Genomic DNA, 17,600 nt, shown 5'->3' with positions numbered 1-17,600 from the left:
CGTAAAAATGAATCTAGAAAATATACCATTTTATAAAAAAGTAGATGACGTCGGTGAGTTTTTCTTACGGCCTCTAAATCTTTCTGGTGATATTGATATTGTTCATCAATGGGTGACTCAGAACTACGCCAAATATTGGGGAATGCTGGATAACAGTGTTGATGACGTCAGAAAGTTTTATCGCGAGCTGAAAGAAAGCAATAGGACTCAAAGCTATATTGGCTTTCATAATGGTAATCCTGTGTTTTTAATGGAGTGTTATCAGCCAGCTCATGATGGTGTTGGGAAGTGCTATGACGTCCTTAAAGGTGATTTGGGCATGCATATTCTTGTTGCACCAGCTACCAAAAAAATACCTGATTTCACCTTTGCAGTATTCCAGGCGATTATGGACTTTATGTTCAGCCACGAAGAAGTTCATCGTATCGTTGTTGAGCCCGATCATCGTAATGGGAAAGTTCACAAGTTAAATAAACGCGTTGGGTTTTTCCATCAAAGACAAATTCAGATTGAAGAAAAAACAGCTTATCTGGCTTTCTGTACAAGAGAACAGTACAGCAATGCCATGAAGCGCCATAAGGTTAAACAGTCAATGAAATCCGTTATTACTCCTCAACAAATTCAACAAGATCCTACGCTTGCTACTCACGCTATTCAGGCTGATGTTTGGGCAGCGGTCAATCGTCAGCATATTAAAAAGTGTATATCTGAGCTTGCTCATGAAAGAGTGATCAAGCCTGAGCTTTCATCTGTAGCGGCGGAATTGCCTTGGAAGCAATATCGCCTGGCATCGGATATTGAAGGTATAGAGTATGTATTTAATGCACAGTTAATGAGTCTGGAGCATTGGTATATCGATGAAGCTTCCATTGAAAAAAGAGTCAATGGTGAAGTGGTCAATCTGGATTCGGTCCAGTTTATCATTGAATTCAGTAAGAGCCTGAATGTTGACCCCGATAAGCTGCCAACCTATATGGAAGAGATTACCAGTACTTTGTGTGGCAGCGCTTATAAGATGACGAAAGACTGGCTGAGTGCAGAAGAGCTAACGCAGGCAGACTTTCAACAAGTTGAAGCGGCGATGTCTGAGGGGCATCCTTCCTTTATCGCTAATAATGGTCGCATTGGATTTGATTGTCTTGATTATCGTCATTATGCTCCCGAAACGGGTGCTGCAGTTTCATTAATATGGATCGCTGCACACAAAAACAGAGCGGAGTTTTCGTCTTCATTCGATATGGATTATGAAACTTTATTTAACTCCGAGTTGGATGTCACAACTCGAGACACATTTGATAAAGTTTTAACGGACAAAGGTTTAAATCCTTCTGATTATCTGCTGATGCCTGTTCATCCATGGCAATGGTTTAACAAGCTGTCTCATGTTTTCGCGCCTGATATCGCAGCTCAAGACATTGTCTGTTTAGGGTATGGTGATGATGAGTATCAGGCTCAGCAATCGATTCGTACTTTCTTTAACCTGAGCAATCCAGGTAAGCACTATGTTAAGACCGCATTATCTGTCCTGAATATGGGCTTTATGCGTGGACTTTCTTCTTACTATATGCGCACTACTCCTGCCATAAATGATTGGTTGTTGAAACTGGTTGAAAGTGACGAGTATTTACAGAACAAGAATTTCTGCATACTGAGAGAGATTGCAGCGGTTGGCTATCGTAATCCCTATTATGAAAATGAAGCCATTGTTGATAGTCCTTATAAAAAAATGCTGGCAGCACTTTGGAGAGAAAGTCCGGTTAGCATGGTTCAGCCTGGTCAGCGCTTAATGACAATGGCTTCTTTGTTACATATTGACCCAGAAGGTGGTGCTGTATTGCCTGCGATGATCAAATCTTCTGGATTGTCGATTGAAGAGTGGATGACTCATTACTTCGATGTCTATCTTTCTCCGCTATTGCATTGTTATTTCGAGCATGATCTGGTGTATATGCCTCATGGTGAAAACTTGATCTTATTGTTCGAAAACAATATCCCAGTACGTGCCATCATGAAAGACATCGGCGAAGAAATTTGTTTACTAAATTCAGACAAAGAGCTTCCTGAAGGCGTTGGGCGTATTAAAGCCAGTATGCCTGTAGATATCGCGATACTCTCCATTTTTACGGATATGTTTGATGGGTTTTTCCGGTATCTGTCTCAGATCTTGTATCAACACTGTGACTTTAGCGAAGTTGATTTCTGGAGGCTTGTGGCGGATAACATTAAGAACTATCAAAAACAGCACCCTCAATTTTCTGAGAAGTTCGAGCAGCATGACTTGTTTATGAAAGAATTTAAGCACTCTTGCTTAAATCGCTTACAGCTTGGTAATAATCAGCAAATGATTGATTTGTCGGACCCGGCGGCAAATCTAAAATTTGCAGGAACTTTATTAAACCCAATTGCTCAGTTTAGTAACGATTCCAAAGATACTGAGCAAGTTGTCGAAGCTCAGTTAGACGAAGCCTTGGTGTAAGCGGATGCCTCCTGCCATGATACATGCATCAAATGGGCGTTTTGAGTCATTTGTCGAAGCTGCGTCGCAAATGCACTCTGCATTGGTCTATGATGCTGATCATGCGCAGGAGCGTATTTTTTCTGATCGTGATAACTCTTCACAGTTACAACACTTATATAACACCTTGCAATCAGACTTTGCCCATGGTGGCAAAGCCTATTGGTCAATGCGCTGCTGGCAGTTGTTGTACTGGCAGCCTGTTTTTCTTTCCGTCGCATCGGTGCATTGCTGTCAAGGTGCTTTAAAGCTTGAATCTCTGGAGCAAAGAGTTATGAACAACTCTGTTTGGGGATACTCATTTGCACAGCCTGAAATTACTCCTCTGCCAGAAGAGCAATTAATTCATAAAGCCGGAGAACAATTAAGGGTTCTCTGTGAACATTTATTTGAGCAACTTAGTCAGATAACAAAGATCAAAAGGTTAACGGCTTTTCGACTGGTTGCCGATGGCGTTCTTAAAGCGCTTGTCCGATTCCACGCTATCTCCTCAAATTCATCACACGAAAACACGATGACGTTATCTCATCACTGGCTAAGTGCCATGGGGTTGGAAGATCAGAGCCAGTTGCTACTTCAAGAGTCATCAGGATTGGTTGTTCAACGGAAAGCCTGTTGTATGCACTATTTGATTGATGCGGATGATATCTGCGGCAATTGTCCCAAACATCGAACGACAAAAGTCTGTCGATCACATTAATAAAATTTTAAATGAGAAAAAATTATGAACGAGACTTCTAATCGACCTGAGCGTTTGCTCGTAATGGATTTGGGGCGAGGCTTTGCCGTTATATGCATGATATTGATCCATACTTTGTGGATGCATGCGGATGTCGCCACACAGACACAATCGACTTTAGGAACTGTTATCCATTTTATCGGAAAAGGCACTGCGGCATTTCTGATATTTATGGGCTTGTCATTTGTTATATCAAGAAATCAGACTTTTGCAGGAATTGTTAAACGAGGATTCATCATTTTAATGGCCGGTTACTTTATGAATTTCTTAAAGTTCATCGTACCTATTGCCATTTTTGGAACCATGCCAGAAGAGTTTATTGCGGCCTATGGTTGGAAGTCTCCGCTTACTAGTGCCCAGTATCTCTATCTACTAAAGACGGGAGATATATTGCAGATAGCCGGGATTGCTCTGATCATCATGGCGTTTATACGACATTTTGTTCAACAGAAGTGGCTTGTGCTAGGGCTCGCTTTGTCCATCGCATTTCTAAGTAGAGAGGTTAGTGGTTTACGTCCTGGTATTGAAGGGTTGGATTATATTTTCGATTTGTTCTTTAGTGACAAGTTTAATGTTTACTTCCCTGTATTTCCCTGGATGTCTTGCATTCTTATCGGTATGTTCTTTGGTATGTGGTACAAGGAAACTAACTACGATCAAGAATTATTAATTAAGCGTATGCTGATCGGTGGTCTGTTATTGGTTGGTACAGGCGGTGGTCTAATGATGTATAACTACGATTATCATTTTAATAACTTCTTCCATCTTGGACCCGGTGGTGCATTGTATCTCTCTGGTATTAATTTGGTTTTATATTTTTTGATCCATCATTCGGTCAAGTTTGTTAGGGCTGATAATGCTGTTTTCCGCTTCCTGACTTATTGCAGTAAGCGTGTTACTTCCATGTATGTGATTCAATGGACGCTGGTTTGCTGGGCTATGGGGTTTCTAGGATTTCAGGCTCATGGTACAGGAACTGTCATCTTGTTAATGCCTTGCTTTATTGTTGCGAGCCTAAGTGTTCAATGGTTACTGGATAAGCTGATTCAGACAATATGGCATAGAAAGGTGTCTGCCCCAGCAACAGAAGCTGCGGCTTAAAGTTTACACATATCCATCATACGTAAGGCAGGTAGCTAATAGTCGAGACCTGTCTTACTGTTCCATTCGATTTCTAAACTCCGAAGGTGTTACCCCTTCTTTTTCCTTAAATATTCGGTTAAAAGTTGCGCGTGATTTAAAGCCAGAGCCTTCACAAACGTCTTGAATAGCCAGCTCTTTATTTTCCAGCAATCGTTTGGCTTCGTTCAGGCGGAACTGATTCACCAGCTCGTTGAATGAGTCTCCAGTTTGTTGGTTGATGGCCAAAGACAGTTCTTGCTTAGATATCCCTAGTCGTTCACTCACGGTGGCCTGCCTGAGATCGGAGTCTAGATGCAGTTTTTCTTTATTAAACAGCTCTTTGATTACCTCAAGGATGTTATCTGCCAATTGATGATCCATGGTCGTTTTCTTTGTGTTCGCCGAGATAGCGAGGCGGTCGACAGAGTGTTTAAGAATAAAATAGATAACGGCTAATATTATCAGTGTGAGCATGACTACTCGAAAAGTCAGACTCAAAGTCAAGCCGTTCGATCGACTTTCGCTTAGATAAGGTAACTGGTTCATCAGCGGCAAACTGGCCATTAGCCCAACAAGTAGGATACGAGTCCAGAGCAGCCATGTTTCTCTGGTTCTTGTGTTAGCAGCCAGTTGCTTGTTGATGGCTATCAATGCCATTCCAAAATAGATAATTCTATGTGCATCTTCTTGTATTAATGCTGTTAGAAAGCTGGTTGCGTCAAATGAGATAGAGAGGCTACTTAATGAGTCGTAGTAGCTTTGCAACCTGTTGAATTTTTCTTGAGCGGTTTGCCAAAGAACGGGCACGCGAGTAATAAAATGAATCACAAAAGGAATAAAGTGCAAAACATCGGTTCGCTGCCAGGACGATTGAGGGCTCAAACGAAAACGAATGTATAGATAAACCAGAGGGCCAATTAAATAGAAATGCAAAGGCCCCAGTCCAAGAAAATGTGGCCACTGTAAAATCCACCCTGAATAGACCATCACATCATGTAGAAATATGATGCCTGTCAAAAACAGTACTGCGCCTAGTAGTCGAAACGCGGTCACTGATTTTCTTGTTGAGAGGTATATCGCTAGCAATAAACACTGAACACTGGTCGCAAAACCAAGCAGAGTGAGAATGTCTAGTAATGGGTAATCTAGGCTTGTCATTATGTATTATTTGATCGTATGAGACATAAAAATCAATAGCTTATGTTATATCACTGTTTGATTTAGCTAACGAGAGAAGTCTATATGCGAACAGTGATTTTGGTTATTTTTGTACTTTGTGGTTTTAATGTTTTAGCTCAGCCAATAGGAGAGTATAGCCCTGCCTGGTCTCCTGATGGAAAGATGATTGCCTATCATAAAAATGGCGAGGGTTATCAATGGGATTTGGTGATTCTAACTATTGAAAGCGGGGAAGTTAAGCGTCTTACTCAGAGCCCGGCTTATGATACTGATGTCAGTTGGTCTCCAGACAGTAAAGCTATAGTATTTCGCTCTGATCGAAATGGGGATAGCGAGCTTTATCTCTATGATCTGGAAACAGAGCAAAGTCGATTACTACTTTCTCATCCAGGTGTTGATATGCATCCCATCTGGTCTCCCAATGGTGAGCACATTGCTTTTCTTTCGAGGGCAGAAGGAGTGTCTCAGCTTTATCTACTTGAATTGAAGAGCAAGTCCGTTCAAAAGCTCACCACAATGAAGCAATCGGTTTTTCATCCTTCATGGTCTCCTGATGGTCTGTCGATTTACTTTGACAGTAAAGTAGGTCAGTTCGGGCAGATTTTTAATATCAGGTTAAAAGATAAACAAGTCACTCAAGTTACCAAGGGACAGTTTAATAAAATTGCAGCGAAGCCGACAAAGGATGGCAAAACGCTTTGGGTGACGGTGAATCGACAGGGCCAATGGGATATTGAAGCCTATTCTTTAGCCCAAAAAACATGGGTCGCTAAGTTTGCCTCTGACTACCATGAAATGAAGCTTTCTTTAAGTCCTGGCGAAACGAAAGGGGTATTTAGTCAGAGTAATGAGCGCGGGGAGTTCAACCTTGTGGTTAAAGCTGTTAAATAGAAAAACCTCCCTGTACAACAAAAGTATGGGTTGCTTCTGATTTAATTATGGATTGGTGATTAAAAACGAACAGCTTGAGCTAAGGAGCCTGGCTAGCTGTTCTCTCCTCTGTTATTACAAATACTGATAATAAGTTTGCAAATGATAATGATTTGCATTAAGATTCGCTCAAAATTTATTCCCGTGTGTCGAAAGGTTAAAAAGTTCAAAATGAAAACGTTTAAATGGTCTACGCTGGCGCTAGCGGTCAGTACACTTTTGAGTCACTCTGTTATTGCTGAGGAAGCTGATTCAGAAAAGGAAAATGAAGAGTATAACGATAACGTTGTTAAAGTGACTGGCTCAAAAAGTGGCCGTATTACTTATGTAAGTGCGTCGGGCACTAAGTCCAGTACTCCTATCATTGAAACGCCTCTGTCGGTATCTGTATTAACAGAAAAACGAATCATTGATTTGGGTTCGAATTCTGTTCAAGACGGATTGGGTTATGTCGCTGGTGTTTACAACGGACCTTTTGGTGTGGATGCTCGTGGTGACTGGTCGGCGATTCGTGGTGTGGCTCCGGTACAGTATCTTGATGGTCTGAAAATGACTTTCGGATTTTACAATAACACCCGCCCAAGCATTTTTAACTTAAGTCGAATCGAGGTTTTAAAAGGGCCATCATCTGTTCTTTATGGACAGGGTTCAACGGGCGGTATCGTTAACTTGGTGAGCAAGCGTCCCGAAGCTGAAACCAAGGGCGAAATCTGGGGACAGCTAGGCAGTTTTGACCGTGTTCAAGCCGGTGTTGATTTTACTGGTGCTGTTAATGATGATGCTTCTGTTCTTTATCGATTTAATGCATTGGTTCGTGAGAGTGAAACTCAAGTCGATTTTGTTGAAGATAACAGCATTGTTATTTCTCCTTCTTTAACCTGGTTCATGGGCGATGATACTGAGTTAACTTTGTTAGCCAACATTCAAGAAAACGAGTCAGGCTCGAGTGTTCAGTTCTTCCCTCATGTGGGGACGATTTTCCCTGCTCCTAATGGACAAATTCCACACAACCGTTTTGTGAGTGAGCCAGATTTTGATCGTTACGATACAGAGCAAAACGCGGTTACTGCTATTTTAAAGCATGACTTCTCTGAAGAGTGGAGCTTACAGGCTTCTGCACGCTATATGAGCAGCGAAGCAGACTATCGTACTATGTATGCCTTCCCATTTGCTTTGCAAGCTGACAATCGCTCTCTGTTGCGTTCTTTCTACGTAAGCGATGCATCGGCTGATGTATTAACTTCTGATATTCGTATGCATGGTAACTTCACGACGGGATCGGTGGAGCATAATTTTGTTGTCGGTTTGGATTACCAGGATGCAGAGACCGATAATAACTCTCTGTTTGCATTTAATATGGGTGGTTTGTTAGATGTTTATAATCCAACTTATGGCGCGGTTACGATCCCGCCGATAAGCCAACTGCCTATTCCTGATGCGCCAGCGACACTTGCAGAGCAAACGGGCTTGTATGTTCAGGACCAAATGAAGATTGATGGTCGTTGGATCGTCTCTGCTGCATTTCGTACGGATACTGCCGAAACAGGTGCAGAAGGTGGTGTTATGCGCGAGTTTGATGAAACAACGGGCCGATTGGGCTTTATGTACTTGTTCGACAATGGTTTGTCTCCGTACATCAACTACGCAGAGTCTTTTGAATTAGTCGATGCTATTGACGTTAATGGTAATCCTCTTGATCCAAAACGTGGTGAGCAGATAGAAGTGGGTATTAAATTCCAGCCACAAGGTACCGAGCATTTAATTACTGCTGCTTACTACGATATTTTAGAGAAAGATCGTCCAACACCTGTTAGCCCAACGGCATCTGCATCCATTGGTGAAGTTGAGGTTTCTGGTTTTGAAATCGAAGCACAGTTAGAATGGGACGAAGTTGATGTTTATGCGAGCTATACAAAAACGGATACAGAAATCACTCGTTCTAATGATCCTGCGTTACCTCAAGGCTCAGAGCTAGAGTCGGTTCCTGATCAAATGTTATCTGTATGGGCAACTTATCGTCCTGAAGAGTTCTGGCATGGCTTTAAAGTAGGTGGGGGTGCTCGTCATGTAGGAGAGTCTTTCTTCTTTGCGTTAAACAATAATGTTCCTACACCAACGACCACTGATAGTTATACTTTGGTCGACTTAATGGTGGGTTATGAATTTGATAATGTAGACTTGAGTTTAAACATTGCAAATGTAACCGATAAAATGGTCGTGACTACTTGTTTGAGTCGAGGCGATTGTTTCTATGGACAAGAAAGAACGGTAACAGCAAATCTTCGCTACCGCTTTTAAACTATATCTACCCAAAGTATTTCAAAATGTAGGTAGGCGGCAAGCAAGCGAATCCCCTGAGCTTAGATCGACTAAGTGATTGGGGGGAGTGCGCGCGGCCAACACCGCTACAGTTTGAAAGACGACGGGTATAGAACTAAAAAAGGCGCAATCATTTGATTGCGCCTTTTTTGTAATCACTACTTTTAAAGAATAAAAATTCTTAACTTTTGAGATTAATTATTTAAGTTAAGAAAAAAGCTTAACCGCAAAAAAGTATTATTGCGTTAGTGACGTTTTCCAATTTTTTAATTCTTGCCACAACAAAATATCAAGTTGCTCAGAAGTTAGAGTTTTAACCTCTTGTTCACTCATATCCAGCTTACGCATTAAGAACTCGTACACGGCTTGTTCACCGTTCGCTTTACATTGTTCGCTTGTTTCCGCTAGATAGTTACCAAAAGCTTCAAATGTATTTTTTACATCATGAGAAGACTGAGTATTCATTGAAATATCCTCAAGAGGAATTGGATCGCGGCATCAATGTATCAGCGGTTTTTGTTCGAATCAACCGTGACATATAATTGTCATAAAAGTGACATGCTAAATTCTAAAAAGTAATCTATTAAGTCTTTGATTTATAGCGCGATCGAGATTTTTAGCGCTAATTTATTGAGCTTTCATATTAAGTTTTTGTTGCATAACGAGATGGAGCCCGAGAGAACTATCGAGCACCACCTATATTGAAGTGATTAAGAAGTCGCTGAAACAGGTTCTTGAATGATAGAGACTTTTGCTTTCGATTTATGTTCACTTTCTGGACGACTATGAGGCAATCTTTTAGCCACAAGCCAACAAGTAATTGCAAAAGTTATCAACAAGATATCTGTGCCAGCGACTGTGTAATATCCTTTTTGCAAGCTCGCTAAAATATGATCCCCTGTATTTATTGCATTCAGGATTGGAGCTGCCAATAGAAGTGCTCCTGATACAAGCAGTAACTCTTTGGTTGCCTGGTAATTATTACCACGATAAAAGGCCCAAAAAATGCAGAGCAGCCAACTTATAAAATAAATAAGCTCTTCATAAAAAGGTTTGTCAGCAATAGAACGGCTGATCAGTTGGTTCGAAACAAATAACGTTGCCGTTGCAACAACAAGACCCATACAAATACCGCAAGTGGCGCTGGATAGTTTTCGGTAACGTTTATCTTCACTATGGCGTTTCTCAAGCCAGATCATCATACCTGTCACTGTCATCAGCGCAACGGATGCACCTAGCACCATATAGAGTAGTTTCAACATAAAGCCACCATAGAGTGCATAGTGAAGTGCAAAAGATGCGCCATAGATTCGAGCGCCTGCGCCCATGTCCATAAAGTCCGATTCAAACGTCATGGCACCTGACACACCATCAAACGTAAGTTGCTGAACCGACGCTAGCTGTTCTTCCATACTGCCACCTAAAGTTACGCGAGCATTCTCATCACCAAAGCCATGGTAAGAGACAAACTCCACGCGAAAACCTTGCCAATGTTGTTCAGCTTTTGTTACCAGTTGATCAACATTATACATAGGTGCAGCAACGCCTGACTCTTCGATATGAGGGCCAACAAAACCTTCAATGGCAGCTTCTCTATCACCGCCATAAGCAGCATACGCCATAACTAATAAGAAAAGGCCAACTAATCCTATGACTGCACCCGTAAAAGCAATCATGGTATGAAATAAGATTCCCCATGCGCCCATCACTTTGTGGGTATCTGTTAGTAGTAAACGCCAGCTACGGTTAGGGCGAAATTTAAAAAACTCTTTAAAATATTTTCGATGGCTGAGTACACCTGTCACAATCGAAAACAACAAAATAATACCGAATAGACCAACTAAATAACGTCCCCAGGGCTCTGGTAAATTTAAGTCGGTATGCATGTGTGTTTGAAACTCAACAATGTTCGAGTTTGCAGATTGCAGTTTTTCTCCTGTGGTTGGATCAACTGCCATCTTAGTTAATTCGTGAGTCTCTTCATTAAAGTGATAGAAGGTAACTGGGACACCAAAACGACCAGGTAAAGTGATAAAAAACTCGTCATAAACAAACCCATGTTCCTGAGTTGCACGATCAATGATCTGTTGCACTGGTAATGCTTTTTCTTTGGCTTCGGTTTCGTTGATTCGGTAACCCGGATTTTCCCAGGTAGCGAGTTCATAATGAAACAGAGCAACGGTTCCTGTAAAGCAGACGACAAATAAAATCAAGCCAGTGACGACACCCATCCAGGAGTGTGCGTTGTAGAGAATTTTTAAGGTTCTTTGTTGCATGTGAATACCTACTGAGCTTGGCCAGATAAGTTAATAAGGATTGGAATAAATAACAGAACAGTGAGTGCTAAATTAATGCCCCAGGCTCTTAAGCCATTGCGTGCCATTAAAGTGTAAATGGCAGCAACTACCCAAATGGGGGCAACCGCAATGCCGCCGATTGCCAAACGATTGTTAACAGGCATGGGCAAAAAAATAGAAAGTAATAATCCGCAAGCAATGGAGAAAAGTAGCGCACCGAAAATGGCTGCTGTTATTTTGCCCCAGCCTCCTAATGGTTGTTGTTTTTGAGTTTTAGAAGACAAGACTGATTCCTCCCAGAAGTACAAAGGGGAGCGATACCAGTTTGACGAAAGTCGGAAATTTGGTAATGCAAAAAATAATAAGAATCCCAAACAGCGTGAGGCTAACTAACCACATTGCGATGCCAATTTCCCAGCTATTGGCTACTTGGGCCCAAGGCCAGCTAGATAGGATTACCAGTATCCAGGCTGCTGCCGAGATTGGCTTTTGTAAGTGAGTTGGGTAGTGGGCTTTGGCGAAAAGCGACGAAAATCGAATGGGAGACGCTAAATAAACACTCAAAACCGCTAAATAGGACATTAGCAGAGCAAAGGTCACTGGAAGATCCTTAGGGTATTGGTTGGCAGATTAATTATTGGGAATTCTATAGCGAAGTCAGATATAAGTAAATGATAATGGTATTGATTCTTGTTTGTGTTTCGTTCTGTGGAAAGCCAATATCATTAACTCTGTTTCCGTCAAGTTTGAGTGCTGACACAATCTATGCATCGATGGTAGGTAAATTCATGCCCAAAATGCTCCATTAACAAGCATTATGCAGTCAGTATAATACGCCGCTTCGCTTATCTCTTTGTGAGAGATACCAAGGGATTTAGCACAGGTTGTGAAAAACGGTATATAATGGCGGGGTTCAAGGAAAGAGCACTGAGATAGAAGGAATTTATCTTGTCGATACTTCGCACGAAATAGTTATTGGTAAATAACCACTCTATTTATCCTGTGGTCATTTTGAGAGGTTAGACATCGTTATTACTAAATCCATTTTATATTGAAAATAAATACATCAAGGAGATGTACATGAAATTTTTAGCTGGAGTTTTATTGCTGGTTGGATCTTTATCGAGTTCTGCTGCTGTTATTAATCAAATGTCGACGGGAAGTTTTGGCGGTTATAGTCAAACCTATGGACAACATAATCGTACTCTAATGGTATTGGGGCAAGCTGATGATTATATGTTGGACGATGGCAGTTCATGGTCATCTGGCGCTGGTTGGCATCCTACTCAATATGCAGATGTTGAGAGTATTTTTATTGAAGACAACATTATTAACTACGTACTGGATATGAATGTCGGTAGTGTTCTATTTCAAAATACCGATTACGACAGCGGACAACATTCTGCACAAGGTGTCTTAACGACGGTGGATCAATTAATCCTTCAAGCTGAGTTGGGATCAACAACAGCAACTATTAGTGGCTATGCTCAAATCGATTCTAATGACGCTACCTGGTATGGTGAGCCTCGATTTAATTATTATGCGGCTGACGTGGGTGAGTTGGTTGCATTCTCGGTGACTTATAACTTGCTAAACGGTTTCACCTGGAATGAAAGTATTTTTAACGATCAGTTTAGATATAACATTAACGGTATGGTTGATTTTACTGATACGTTATCGGTTTCTGAGCCAGCTGGTTTATTGCTGTTTCTCTCTGCTGCAGTTGGATGGTTATATCGTCGCAGAGTCACTATGGCTTAAGTTATTTGAGCGCATTGCCTTTGGGTAATGCGCTCATCAACAATTAATTTCTTCCTGCCATTACACCACCATCCACATCCAGAATAGTTCCCGTTATCCAGCTGGCTTTATCAGACAATAAAAACTCAATTGAGTTGGCAATATCTTCGGTGGTACCGATACGGCCAATCGGATGAAAATCATTAAACCCTTGCAGTGAAGATTCGATGTCTTGTTGTGGAATAAACGATTTATAAATCGTTGAAAGCACGACTGCCGGGGCGACAGCATTGACGCGAATATTATAGTCCGCAAGTTCCATAGCCAGATGTTGAGTGAGAGAGTGCAGACCTGCTTTTTGCATTGAATAAGCAGAAGAGGGAGTGGCTTTTACCGCTTGGTGTGCCCACATGGAACCGATATTGACGATGGAACCTCCTTGATGACGTTTCATGTTTTTGGCAACGGCCTGAGTGATGAAGAAAAAGGCTTTGTTGATATCCATTTGTTGATCATAATCAGAGTGACTGTGTTCCAAAAAGCTTACTGGCTTAAAGAAACCTGCGGCATTGACCAGATAGTTGATATGACGTTTTTCGTTTTCTATTTGATCGACAAAACTGGCCACCTGATCAGCATCGTATAAATCCACGTTAACGGTTTCTACTTCTTTTCCTGTTTTGTCGAGTAAGTCAGCTTTTGCTGCAGCCAGACTCTCTGAATTGTGAGCTAGGATAAGCACCTGGCTTCCTTGCTTTAGCAGTCGTTCTGCTGTTTCTTTTCCCATACCTGATGAGCCGCCAATGATAAGAGCGAGTGATGATTGAGACATAGTAAGTCCTCCTGGTGTAATTGAATTTGTTTGTCTATCAGTAGATAGGTGTTTTTTAAATTAACCTTGAGAGTTGGTTATGTCAACACCTATCTTCTGATAGGTAAGGGTGCTGTGTTCTTCATTCTTGTATCCATTTCGCAGTGTTTAGAACTGGTACCTAGAAAATTAATGCGCTATATTGGTTGTGAATGCTTACTTATTTTGATTCAAAAATACAACAATATCTTAGGGATAAAATTTAAGCTATCTATCGATAGGTTTGATTTTTGTCAATTCTAGAGGTAATCTCTCTTCATTATTGCCTTAAATGGCCTCGATTTTATTCAGGTGGGAGTTGGCGTTCGTGTCAAAAAAACAAGAGATTCTTAAGGTCGCTGAAGCACGTGTTCGCTCTGGTGGGTATAACAACTTCAGCTTTAGAGACATAGCTGATGAAGTGGGAATCAAAAGTGCTAGCGTTCATTATCACTTTCCAACCAAAGAGAATTTGGCAGCAGAATTAGCGCGTCAGTATACGGACCGATTTTTGTTGGCCTTAGGCAAACCTCATGAACTGGCGAATGTGGGTAAAGATCCCATCGCTGTATATGGCGCTCATTTTCGTTCGGCTTTAGTTAACGATAAAAAGATGTGTCTGTGTGGCATGCTGGGGGCTGAGTCAGATTGTTTGCCCGATGATGTTCGTTATGAAATAAAACGCTTTTTTGAACGCAATATCAGTTGGCTGGAACAAGCACACAGTGTGGTCAATGTGGATGATAAAGCCAATGCTCGCGCAAAAGCGATCGCAACGGTTTCGCTACTGGAAGGTGCGATGATGGTGAGCAAGTCGCTAGAGGATAATGGTATTTTTGATTTGGCCGTTGATGCCAGTCTGGTTTAAAGCTGCCTCTCGGCAGCTTTAAATCGACTGTCAATTGTAAGAGTGTTGGAGATAGTTCTGCAACACTCTTAAAACGAGCGATTAAACGGCTTGTCGTTTTCTATTAAGCAACAATAGTGCGGCTAAAGGTAACCAGAATAGAGCGCCGCCTCCGCCTCCACCACCAGAATTGGTAGGAGTAGACTCTTTGGCTTTTGTTGTTACGATCATTTCTGATTGGTTCTTGTAACCTAGATCATCAGTTACTATCAACTGAATTGGGATGCGCGTATTTGCAGCCATGCTTTCGGGTACTACGAAGGATGCGGTTGACTGGTCGGCATTGGTAATCTGAATAGCAGATAAAGATGAGGTCCACTGATAAGCGACGATAGAGCCATCTGAGTCTGTTGAAGCGCTTCCATTGAGTGTAACAGTATCACCTACCGTCGCATTCATATTATTGCCAGGTTTTGCTTCTGGGACACTTGGATGTTCACTGTTAATGGATATGTCTGCTTTTAAAATAAAGTCATCAGAACCGCATTTATGCTCAACGCTTGCAAATAATTTATCAGTTTGCTCCAGACGGTGAATGGTAAAACGACCTTCAACATTTCGACAAAACTCACTTAACGCGCCCAAATTGATGATGGGATCACTGTCAGTTCCGTTATCTACGCCTTTGGCATTGTCGTAAGTGCCAACCGCGATGGGTTGCCCCTTTGGTGCTCGAAGTTCAATGGCAAATCCGCCACCGCCAAAATTATAGTTTGTTGTCAGTAACAGAGCGTCTGTTTCTAATTGATCGAGTTGGAAAGAATATTCGCGTTCGGTTAGTCGTATGTTTTGCTCGAGGTTAATCGGCGTATAGTCAATATAAGTTGCTGGTGCGCTTTTGCTGGTGACCAAAACATCCAGCGTTTTCTTATCGATATCGCCTGAGTCAGATGTGACTTCGAGTGCAAACGTTAAGGTTTCACCGTTGAGAGCGACATCGGTGGGTAGCGTGACTTCTGTGTTGGTCAGAGTTGGCGAAGCTATTTGAGCTGTCTTGCCGCTTTCTTGAGTCCATAAGAAGTTTGCGATAGCGCCTGTATTTGAGTGTGAGTCTTCGCCGTATAACGTGACGGTGTGCCCTTCGATGGTGTCGGTACGAACCGATGGAACTGCTTGCGTAATAGGGTAAGGGAAAGCACTGTCAGAGTTAATTCTAATTCCGCCGCTTCTTCTGTAGCCACCACAATAGAAATCAAAATCAATCGCCGCTATTCGTTGGCTTTCGTCAAACTCATAAATATGGAAATTATGTCCTGACATTGGGCAGGCGCTGGAATTAATACTGATCTCTAAAGTCGGCCATGTTCGTCCCGCGTTAAGCGGTCCTGTGTTCAGGAAGCTACCGACAGAAAAAGACTGATTGGAGGCTGGTGCGAATAAAAGCGAGTTGCGTCCATCTGAAGAGTTTTGCTCGATATATATTTGAGTGGATGAAAAAGACGTGGAAGGTGGACTTGGCTTGTCATGATAAGTCTCAATGACACCTGGATACACTTCCAGCCACATTTTTGTTTCTGCAATCGCTTGATTTGAAAATAAAAATAGTAAAATCAGCAAGCTTTTTACCATCAAAAGCTTGGTTTGTTTAAATAACTCCACTGAATAAGCTCCATATAAATCAAATAAAAATCGCATGCAATTATATTTTTATTCGGTCAAATTACAATCGAAAAATTTACAGCAAAGGAGTGGCGTCTTATTGCTTTGTATGAAAAGTGTTCAGAGTTTATATGGCTTGAATTTATTTAAATAAAAATGTCATTGCTACCCGTAAGGTAGCAATGAATGCAGAATGTCTTAGAGCGCCGGAGCCAGCTCGCCTGTTGGTGGGTTTTGTCGAGCGCGGCGTTTTTCTTTGGCAATGGCTTTTTGTTTGCGACGTTTAAACCAGAGATAGACACCCGTAAAGCTTAAAATAAGAGGCGTTAAGCCGCCCATGCACCAGATGATTCGTGACGTTAAACCGCCAAAAGTACCAAAGTGCAGACGGCGAAAACTATCGAGGGTTTTAGCTCCTACACCTTGGTTTCGAATGTCCCAGGTACTAACCAGCTTACCTGTTTTTTTGTCGTAGGCAGCGCCGCTGGTGTAATCACTTAACAAAGGATTGCCTGTTGGAACCCTTCCATAAATTGAAATAGGAAGGTCGGGCTCATAGGGCAGAGCAATATAAGTTGGCTCTAAACCTTCCACTTGCTTTACGGAATCTTCGAGTAGGGCTTGCAGCGAAATATCTTTGTGATTGTACAAGCGAACTTCTGTGACTACAGGATGCTCGCCTTCGGCATGTTCTTCCATTTCATGTAACCAGACAGAGACATTCCAGTAGGTTCCGGTGAAGCCAAGGATTAATAAAACCGGTGAGGCGAAGATGCCGACCATTTTGTGTAGGTCACTGTAATACACCATGCGTTTGCTGTTCCAGCGCAGGGTAAATAAACGCTTCCAGAATTTTCGATAGATGATAACGCCGCTTACACCGAGAAAGAAAAGAATGGTCGAGATGATCGCTGCGAAGAAAATACCCGTGTTTTGCAGCAGTAAGGTGTAGTGCAGGTTTAATAAAAAGTCGGTGAGGTAATGGTGCAATGGCACCGGTTGGGCGATGACTTCTCCTGTGTATTGGTTAAGTTGGGCTCGGTAAAAATCGCTGGTGCCTAGTTTTTTAAGATAAATAATATCGGAGCGATGTTTATCATCAAAGATTTCCCAGGTGCTTAAGGCGTAGCCCGGAATTTGTTGCTCGATCTTGTCTGTCAATAAATCCAATGAGGCTCGCTGTGGAGCGGACTCGGTCAGCACGGTTTTTTCTGGCATGAGCCATTCATCAATCTCGACTTTAAAAACCAGGATGCTGCCTGTTACCGAGATAATGAGCAGTGGAATAAAGGCAAAGAGCGCCAGCCACGAGTGCCATTTGAAAAGTGTTTTGTTCATTGGATTGCGAGATGCACAGATTATCATCAAGTTGTTGATATGATAATCTAAATGAGATGTATTAT

At 41.8% G+C, this 17,600-nt stretch carries 15 protein-coding genes; 7 read left to right on the top strand and 8 right to left on the bottom strand.

Features of this window, described 5'->3' with window-relative positions:
- Window positions 1–7 precede the first annotated feature (7 nt).
- The 3 genes from NH399_RS09625 to NH399_RS09615 are packed head-to-tail and all read left to right on the top strand — an operon-like array spanning window position 8 to window position 4,355.
- Window positions 8–2,476, top strand: coding sequence for a GNAT family N-acetyltransferase (locus NH399_RS09625; protein WP_305885092.1), 2,469 nt, complete (start codon window positions 8–10; stop codon window positions 2,474–2,476).
- 16 nt (window positions 2,477–2,492) lie between these two features.
- Complete coding sequence (locus NH399_RS09620) at window positions 2,493–3,215, top strand: siderophore ferric iron reductase (protein ID WP_253039533.1); 723 nt, start codon at window positions 2,493–2,495, stop codon at window positions 3,213–3,215.
- Between the two features lie 24 nt (window positions 3,216–3,239).
- Window positions 3,240–4,355, top strand: a complete 1,116-nt coding sequence (locus NH399_RS09615) for a heparan-alpha-glucosaminide N-acetyltransferase domain-containing protein (protein WP_253039531.1) — start codon at window positions 3,240–3,242, stop codon at window positions 4,353–4,355.
- 54 nt (window positions 4,356–4,409) lie between these two features.
- Here the strand turns inward: NH399_RS09615 and NH399_RS25915 are convergent, their stop codons facing one another.
- Complete coding sequence (locus NH399_RS25915) at window positions 4,410–5,429, bottom strand: helix-turn-helix domain-containing protein (protein ID WP_253039529.1); 1,020 nt, start codon at window positions 5,427–5,429, stop codon at window positions 4,410–4,412.
- 189 nt (window positions 5,430–5,618) lie between these two features.
- Between NH399_RS25915 and NH399_RS09605 the strand changes: the two genes are divergently transcribed.
- Window positions 5,619–6,446, top strand: a complete 828-nt coding sequence (locus tag NH399_RS09605) for a hypothetical protein (protein ID WP_253039527.1) — start codon at window positions 5,619–5,621, stop codon at window positions 6,444–6,446.
- 210 nt (window positions 6,447–6,656) lie between these two features.
- Entirely contained in the window at window positions 6,657–8,783 is a 2,127-nt protein-coding gene (locus NH399_RS09600; protein WP_253039525.1) for a TonB-dependent siderophore receptor, read from the top strand.
- Between the two features lie 258 nt (window positions 8,784–9,041).
- Here NH399_RS09600 and NH399_RS09595 read toward each other — a convergent pair whose 3' ends face one another.
- From NH399_RS09595 to NH399_RS25910, 4 genes are all read right to left on the bottom strand, one after another.
- Complete coding sequence (locus tag NH399_RS09595; protein ID WP_253039523.1) at window positions 9,042–9,269, bottom strand: hypothetical protein; 228 nt, start codon at window positions 9,267–9,269, stop codon at window positions 9,042–9,044.
- A 245-nt stretch (window positions 9,270–9,514) separates the two neighbouring features.
- A complete protein-coding gene (locus tag NH399_RS09590) occupies window positions 9,515–11,080 on the bottom strand; it encodes a PepSY domain-containing protein (RefSeq protein ID WP_253039522.1) in 1,566 nt (521 codons plus the stop codon).
- A gap of 8 nt (window positions 11,081–11,088) precedes the next feature.
- Window positions 11,089–11,385: a hypothetical protein gene (locus tag NH399_RS09585; protein WP_253039521.1), complete on the bottom strand. Its 297-nt coding sequence runs from the start codon at window positions 11,383–11,385 to the stop codon at window positions 11,089–11,091.
- Complete coding sequence (locus NH399_RS25910) at window positions 11,375–11,683, bottom strand: DUF3325 family protein (RefSeq protein ID WP_371876072.1); 309 nt, start codon at window positions 11,681–11,683, stop codon at window positions 11,375–11,377. The genes NH399_RS09585 and NH399_RS25910 overlap by 11 nt, the downstream gene beginning before the upstream one ends.
- 498 nt (window positions 11,684–12,181) lie before the next feature.
- Between NH399_RS25910 and NH399_RS09580 the strand changes: the two genes are divergently transcribed.
- Entirely contained in the window at window positions 12,182–12,862 is a 681-nt protein-coding gene (locus NH399_RS09580; RefSeq protein WP_253039519.1) for a hypothetical protein, read from the top strand.
- Window positions 12,863–12,905: 43 nt separating this feature from the next.
- Here the strand turns inward: NH399_RS09580 and NH399_RS09575 are convergent, their stop codons facing one another.
- Window positions 12,906–13,673, bottom strand: a complete 768-nt coding sequence (locus tag NH399_RS09575) for an SDR family NAD(P)-dependent oxidoreductase (RefSeq protein WP_253039517.1) — start codon at window positions 13,671–13,673, stop codon at window positions 12,906–12,908.
- Between the two features lie 346 nt (window positions 13,674–14,019).
- On the opposite strand from NH399_RS09575, the gene NH399_RS09570 reads away from it, so the two are divergent.
- A complete protein-coding gene (locus NH399_RS09570) occupies window positions 14,020–14,559 on the top strand; it encodes a TetR family transcriptional regulator (protein ID WP_253039515.1) in 540 nt (179 codons plus the stop codon).
- Window positions 14,560–14,640: 81 nt separating this feature from the next.
- On the opposite strand, the gene NH399_RS09565 is transcribed toward NH399_RS09570, so the two are convergent.
- Together NH399_RS09565 and NH399_RS09560 are read right to left on the bottom strand one after the other, a co-directional pair.
- Window positions 14,641–16,197 (bottom strand): PKD domain-containing protein, encoded by a 1,557-nt coding sequence (locus NH399_RS09565; protein WP_253039513.1) that lies wholly within the window; start codon window positions 16,195–16,197, stop codon window positions 14,641–14,643.
- A 198-nt stretch (window positions 16,198–16,395) separates the two neighbouring features.
- Window positions 16,396–17,535, bottom strand: a complete 1,140-nt coding sequence (locus NH399_RS09560; RefSeq protein ID WP_253039511.1) for a PepSY domain-containing protein — start codon at window positions 17,533–17,535, stop codon at window positions 16,396–16,398.
- Between the last annotated feature and the right edge of the window lie 65 nt (window positions 17,536–17,600).

The organism is Pleionea sp. CnH1-48 (assembly GCF_024124665.1).
Classification (GTDB): Bacteria; Pseudomonadota; Gammaproteobacteria; order Enterobacterales; family Kangiellaceae; genus JAMXSB01.
This window is presented reverse-complemented; position numbering and strand designations above follow the sequence as displayed.

Coding starts and splice junctions, on each gene's coding strand:
- NH399_RS09625 (WP_305885092.1), top strand. CDS start 8: ATGAATCTAGAAAATATACCATTTTATAAAAAAGTAGATGACGTCGGT.
- NH399_RS09620 (WP_253039533.1), top strand. CDS start 2,493: ATGATACATGCATCAAATGGGCGTTTTGAGTCATTTGTCGAAGCTGCG.
- NH399_RS09615 (WP_253039531.1), top strand. CDS start 3,240: ATGAACGAGACTTCTAATCGACCTGAGCGTTTGCTCGTAATGGATTTG.
- NH399_RS09605 (WP_253039527.1), top strand. CDS start 5,619: ATGCGAACAGTGATTTTGGTTATTTTTGTACTTTGTGGTTTTAATGTT.
- NH399_RS09600 (WP_253039525.1), top strand. CDS start 6,657: ATGAAAACGTTTAAATGGTCTACGCTGGCGCTAGCGGTCAGTACACTT.
- NH399_RS09595 (WP_253039523.1), bottom strand. CDS start 9,269: ATGAATACTCAGTCTTCTCATGATGTAAAAAATACATTTGAAGCTTTT.
- NH399_RS09590 (WP_253039522.1), bottom strand. CDS start 11,080: ATGCAACAAAGAACCTTAAAAATTCTCTACAACGCACACTCCTGGATG.
- NH399_RS25910 (WP_371876072.1), bottom strand. CDS start 11,683: ATGTCCTATTTAGCGGTTTTGAGTGTTTATTTAGCGTCTCCCATTCGA.
- NH399_RS09580 (WP_253039519.1), top strand. CDS start 12,182: ATGAAATTTTTAGCTGGAGTTTTATTGCTGGTTGGATCTTTATCGAGT.
- NH399_RS09575 (WP_253039517.1), bottom strand. CDS start 13,673: ATGTCTCAATCATCACTCGCTCTTATCATTGGCGGCTCATCAGGTATG.
- NH399_RS09560 (WP_253039511.1), bottom strand. CDS start 17,535: ATGAACAAAACACTTTTCAAATGGCACTCGTGGCTGGCGCTCTTTGCC.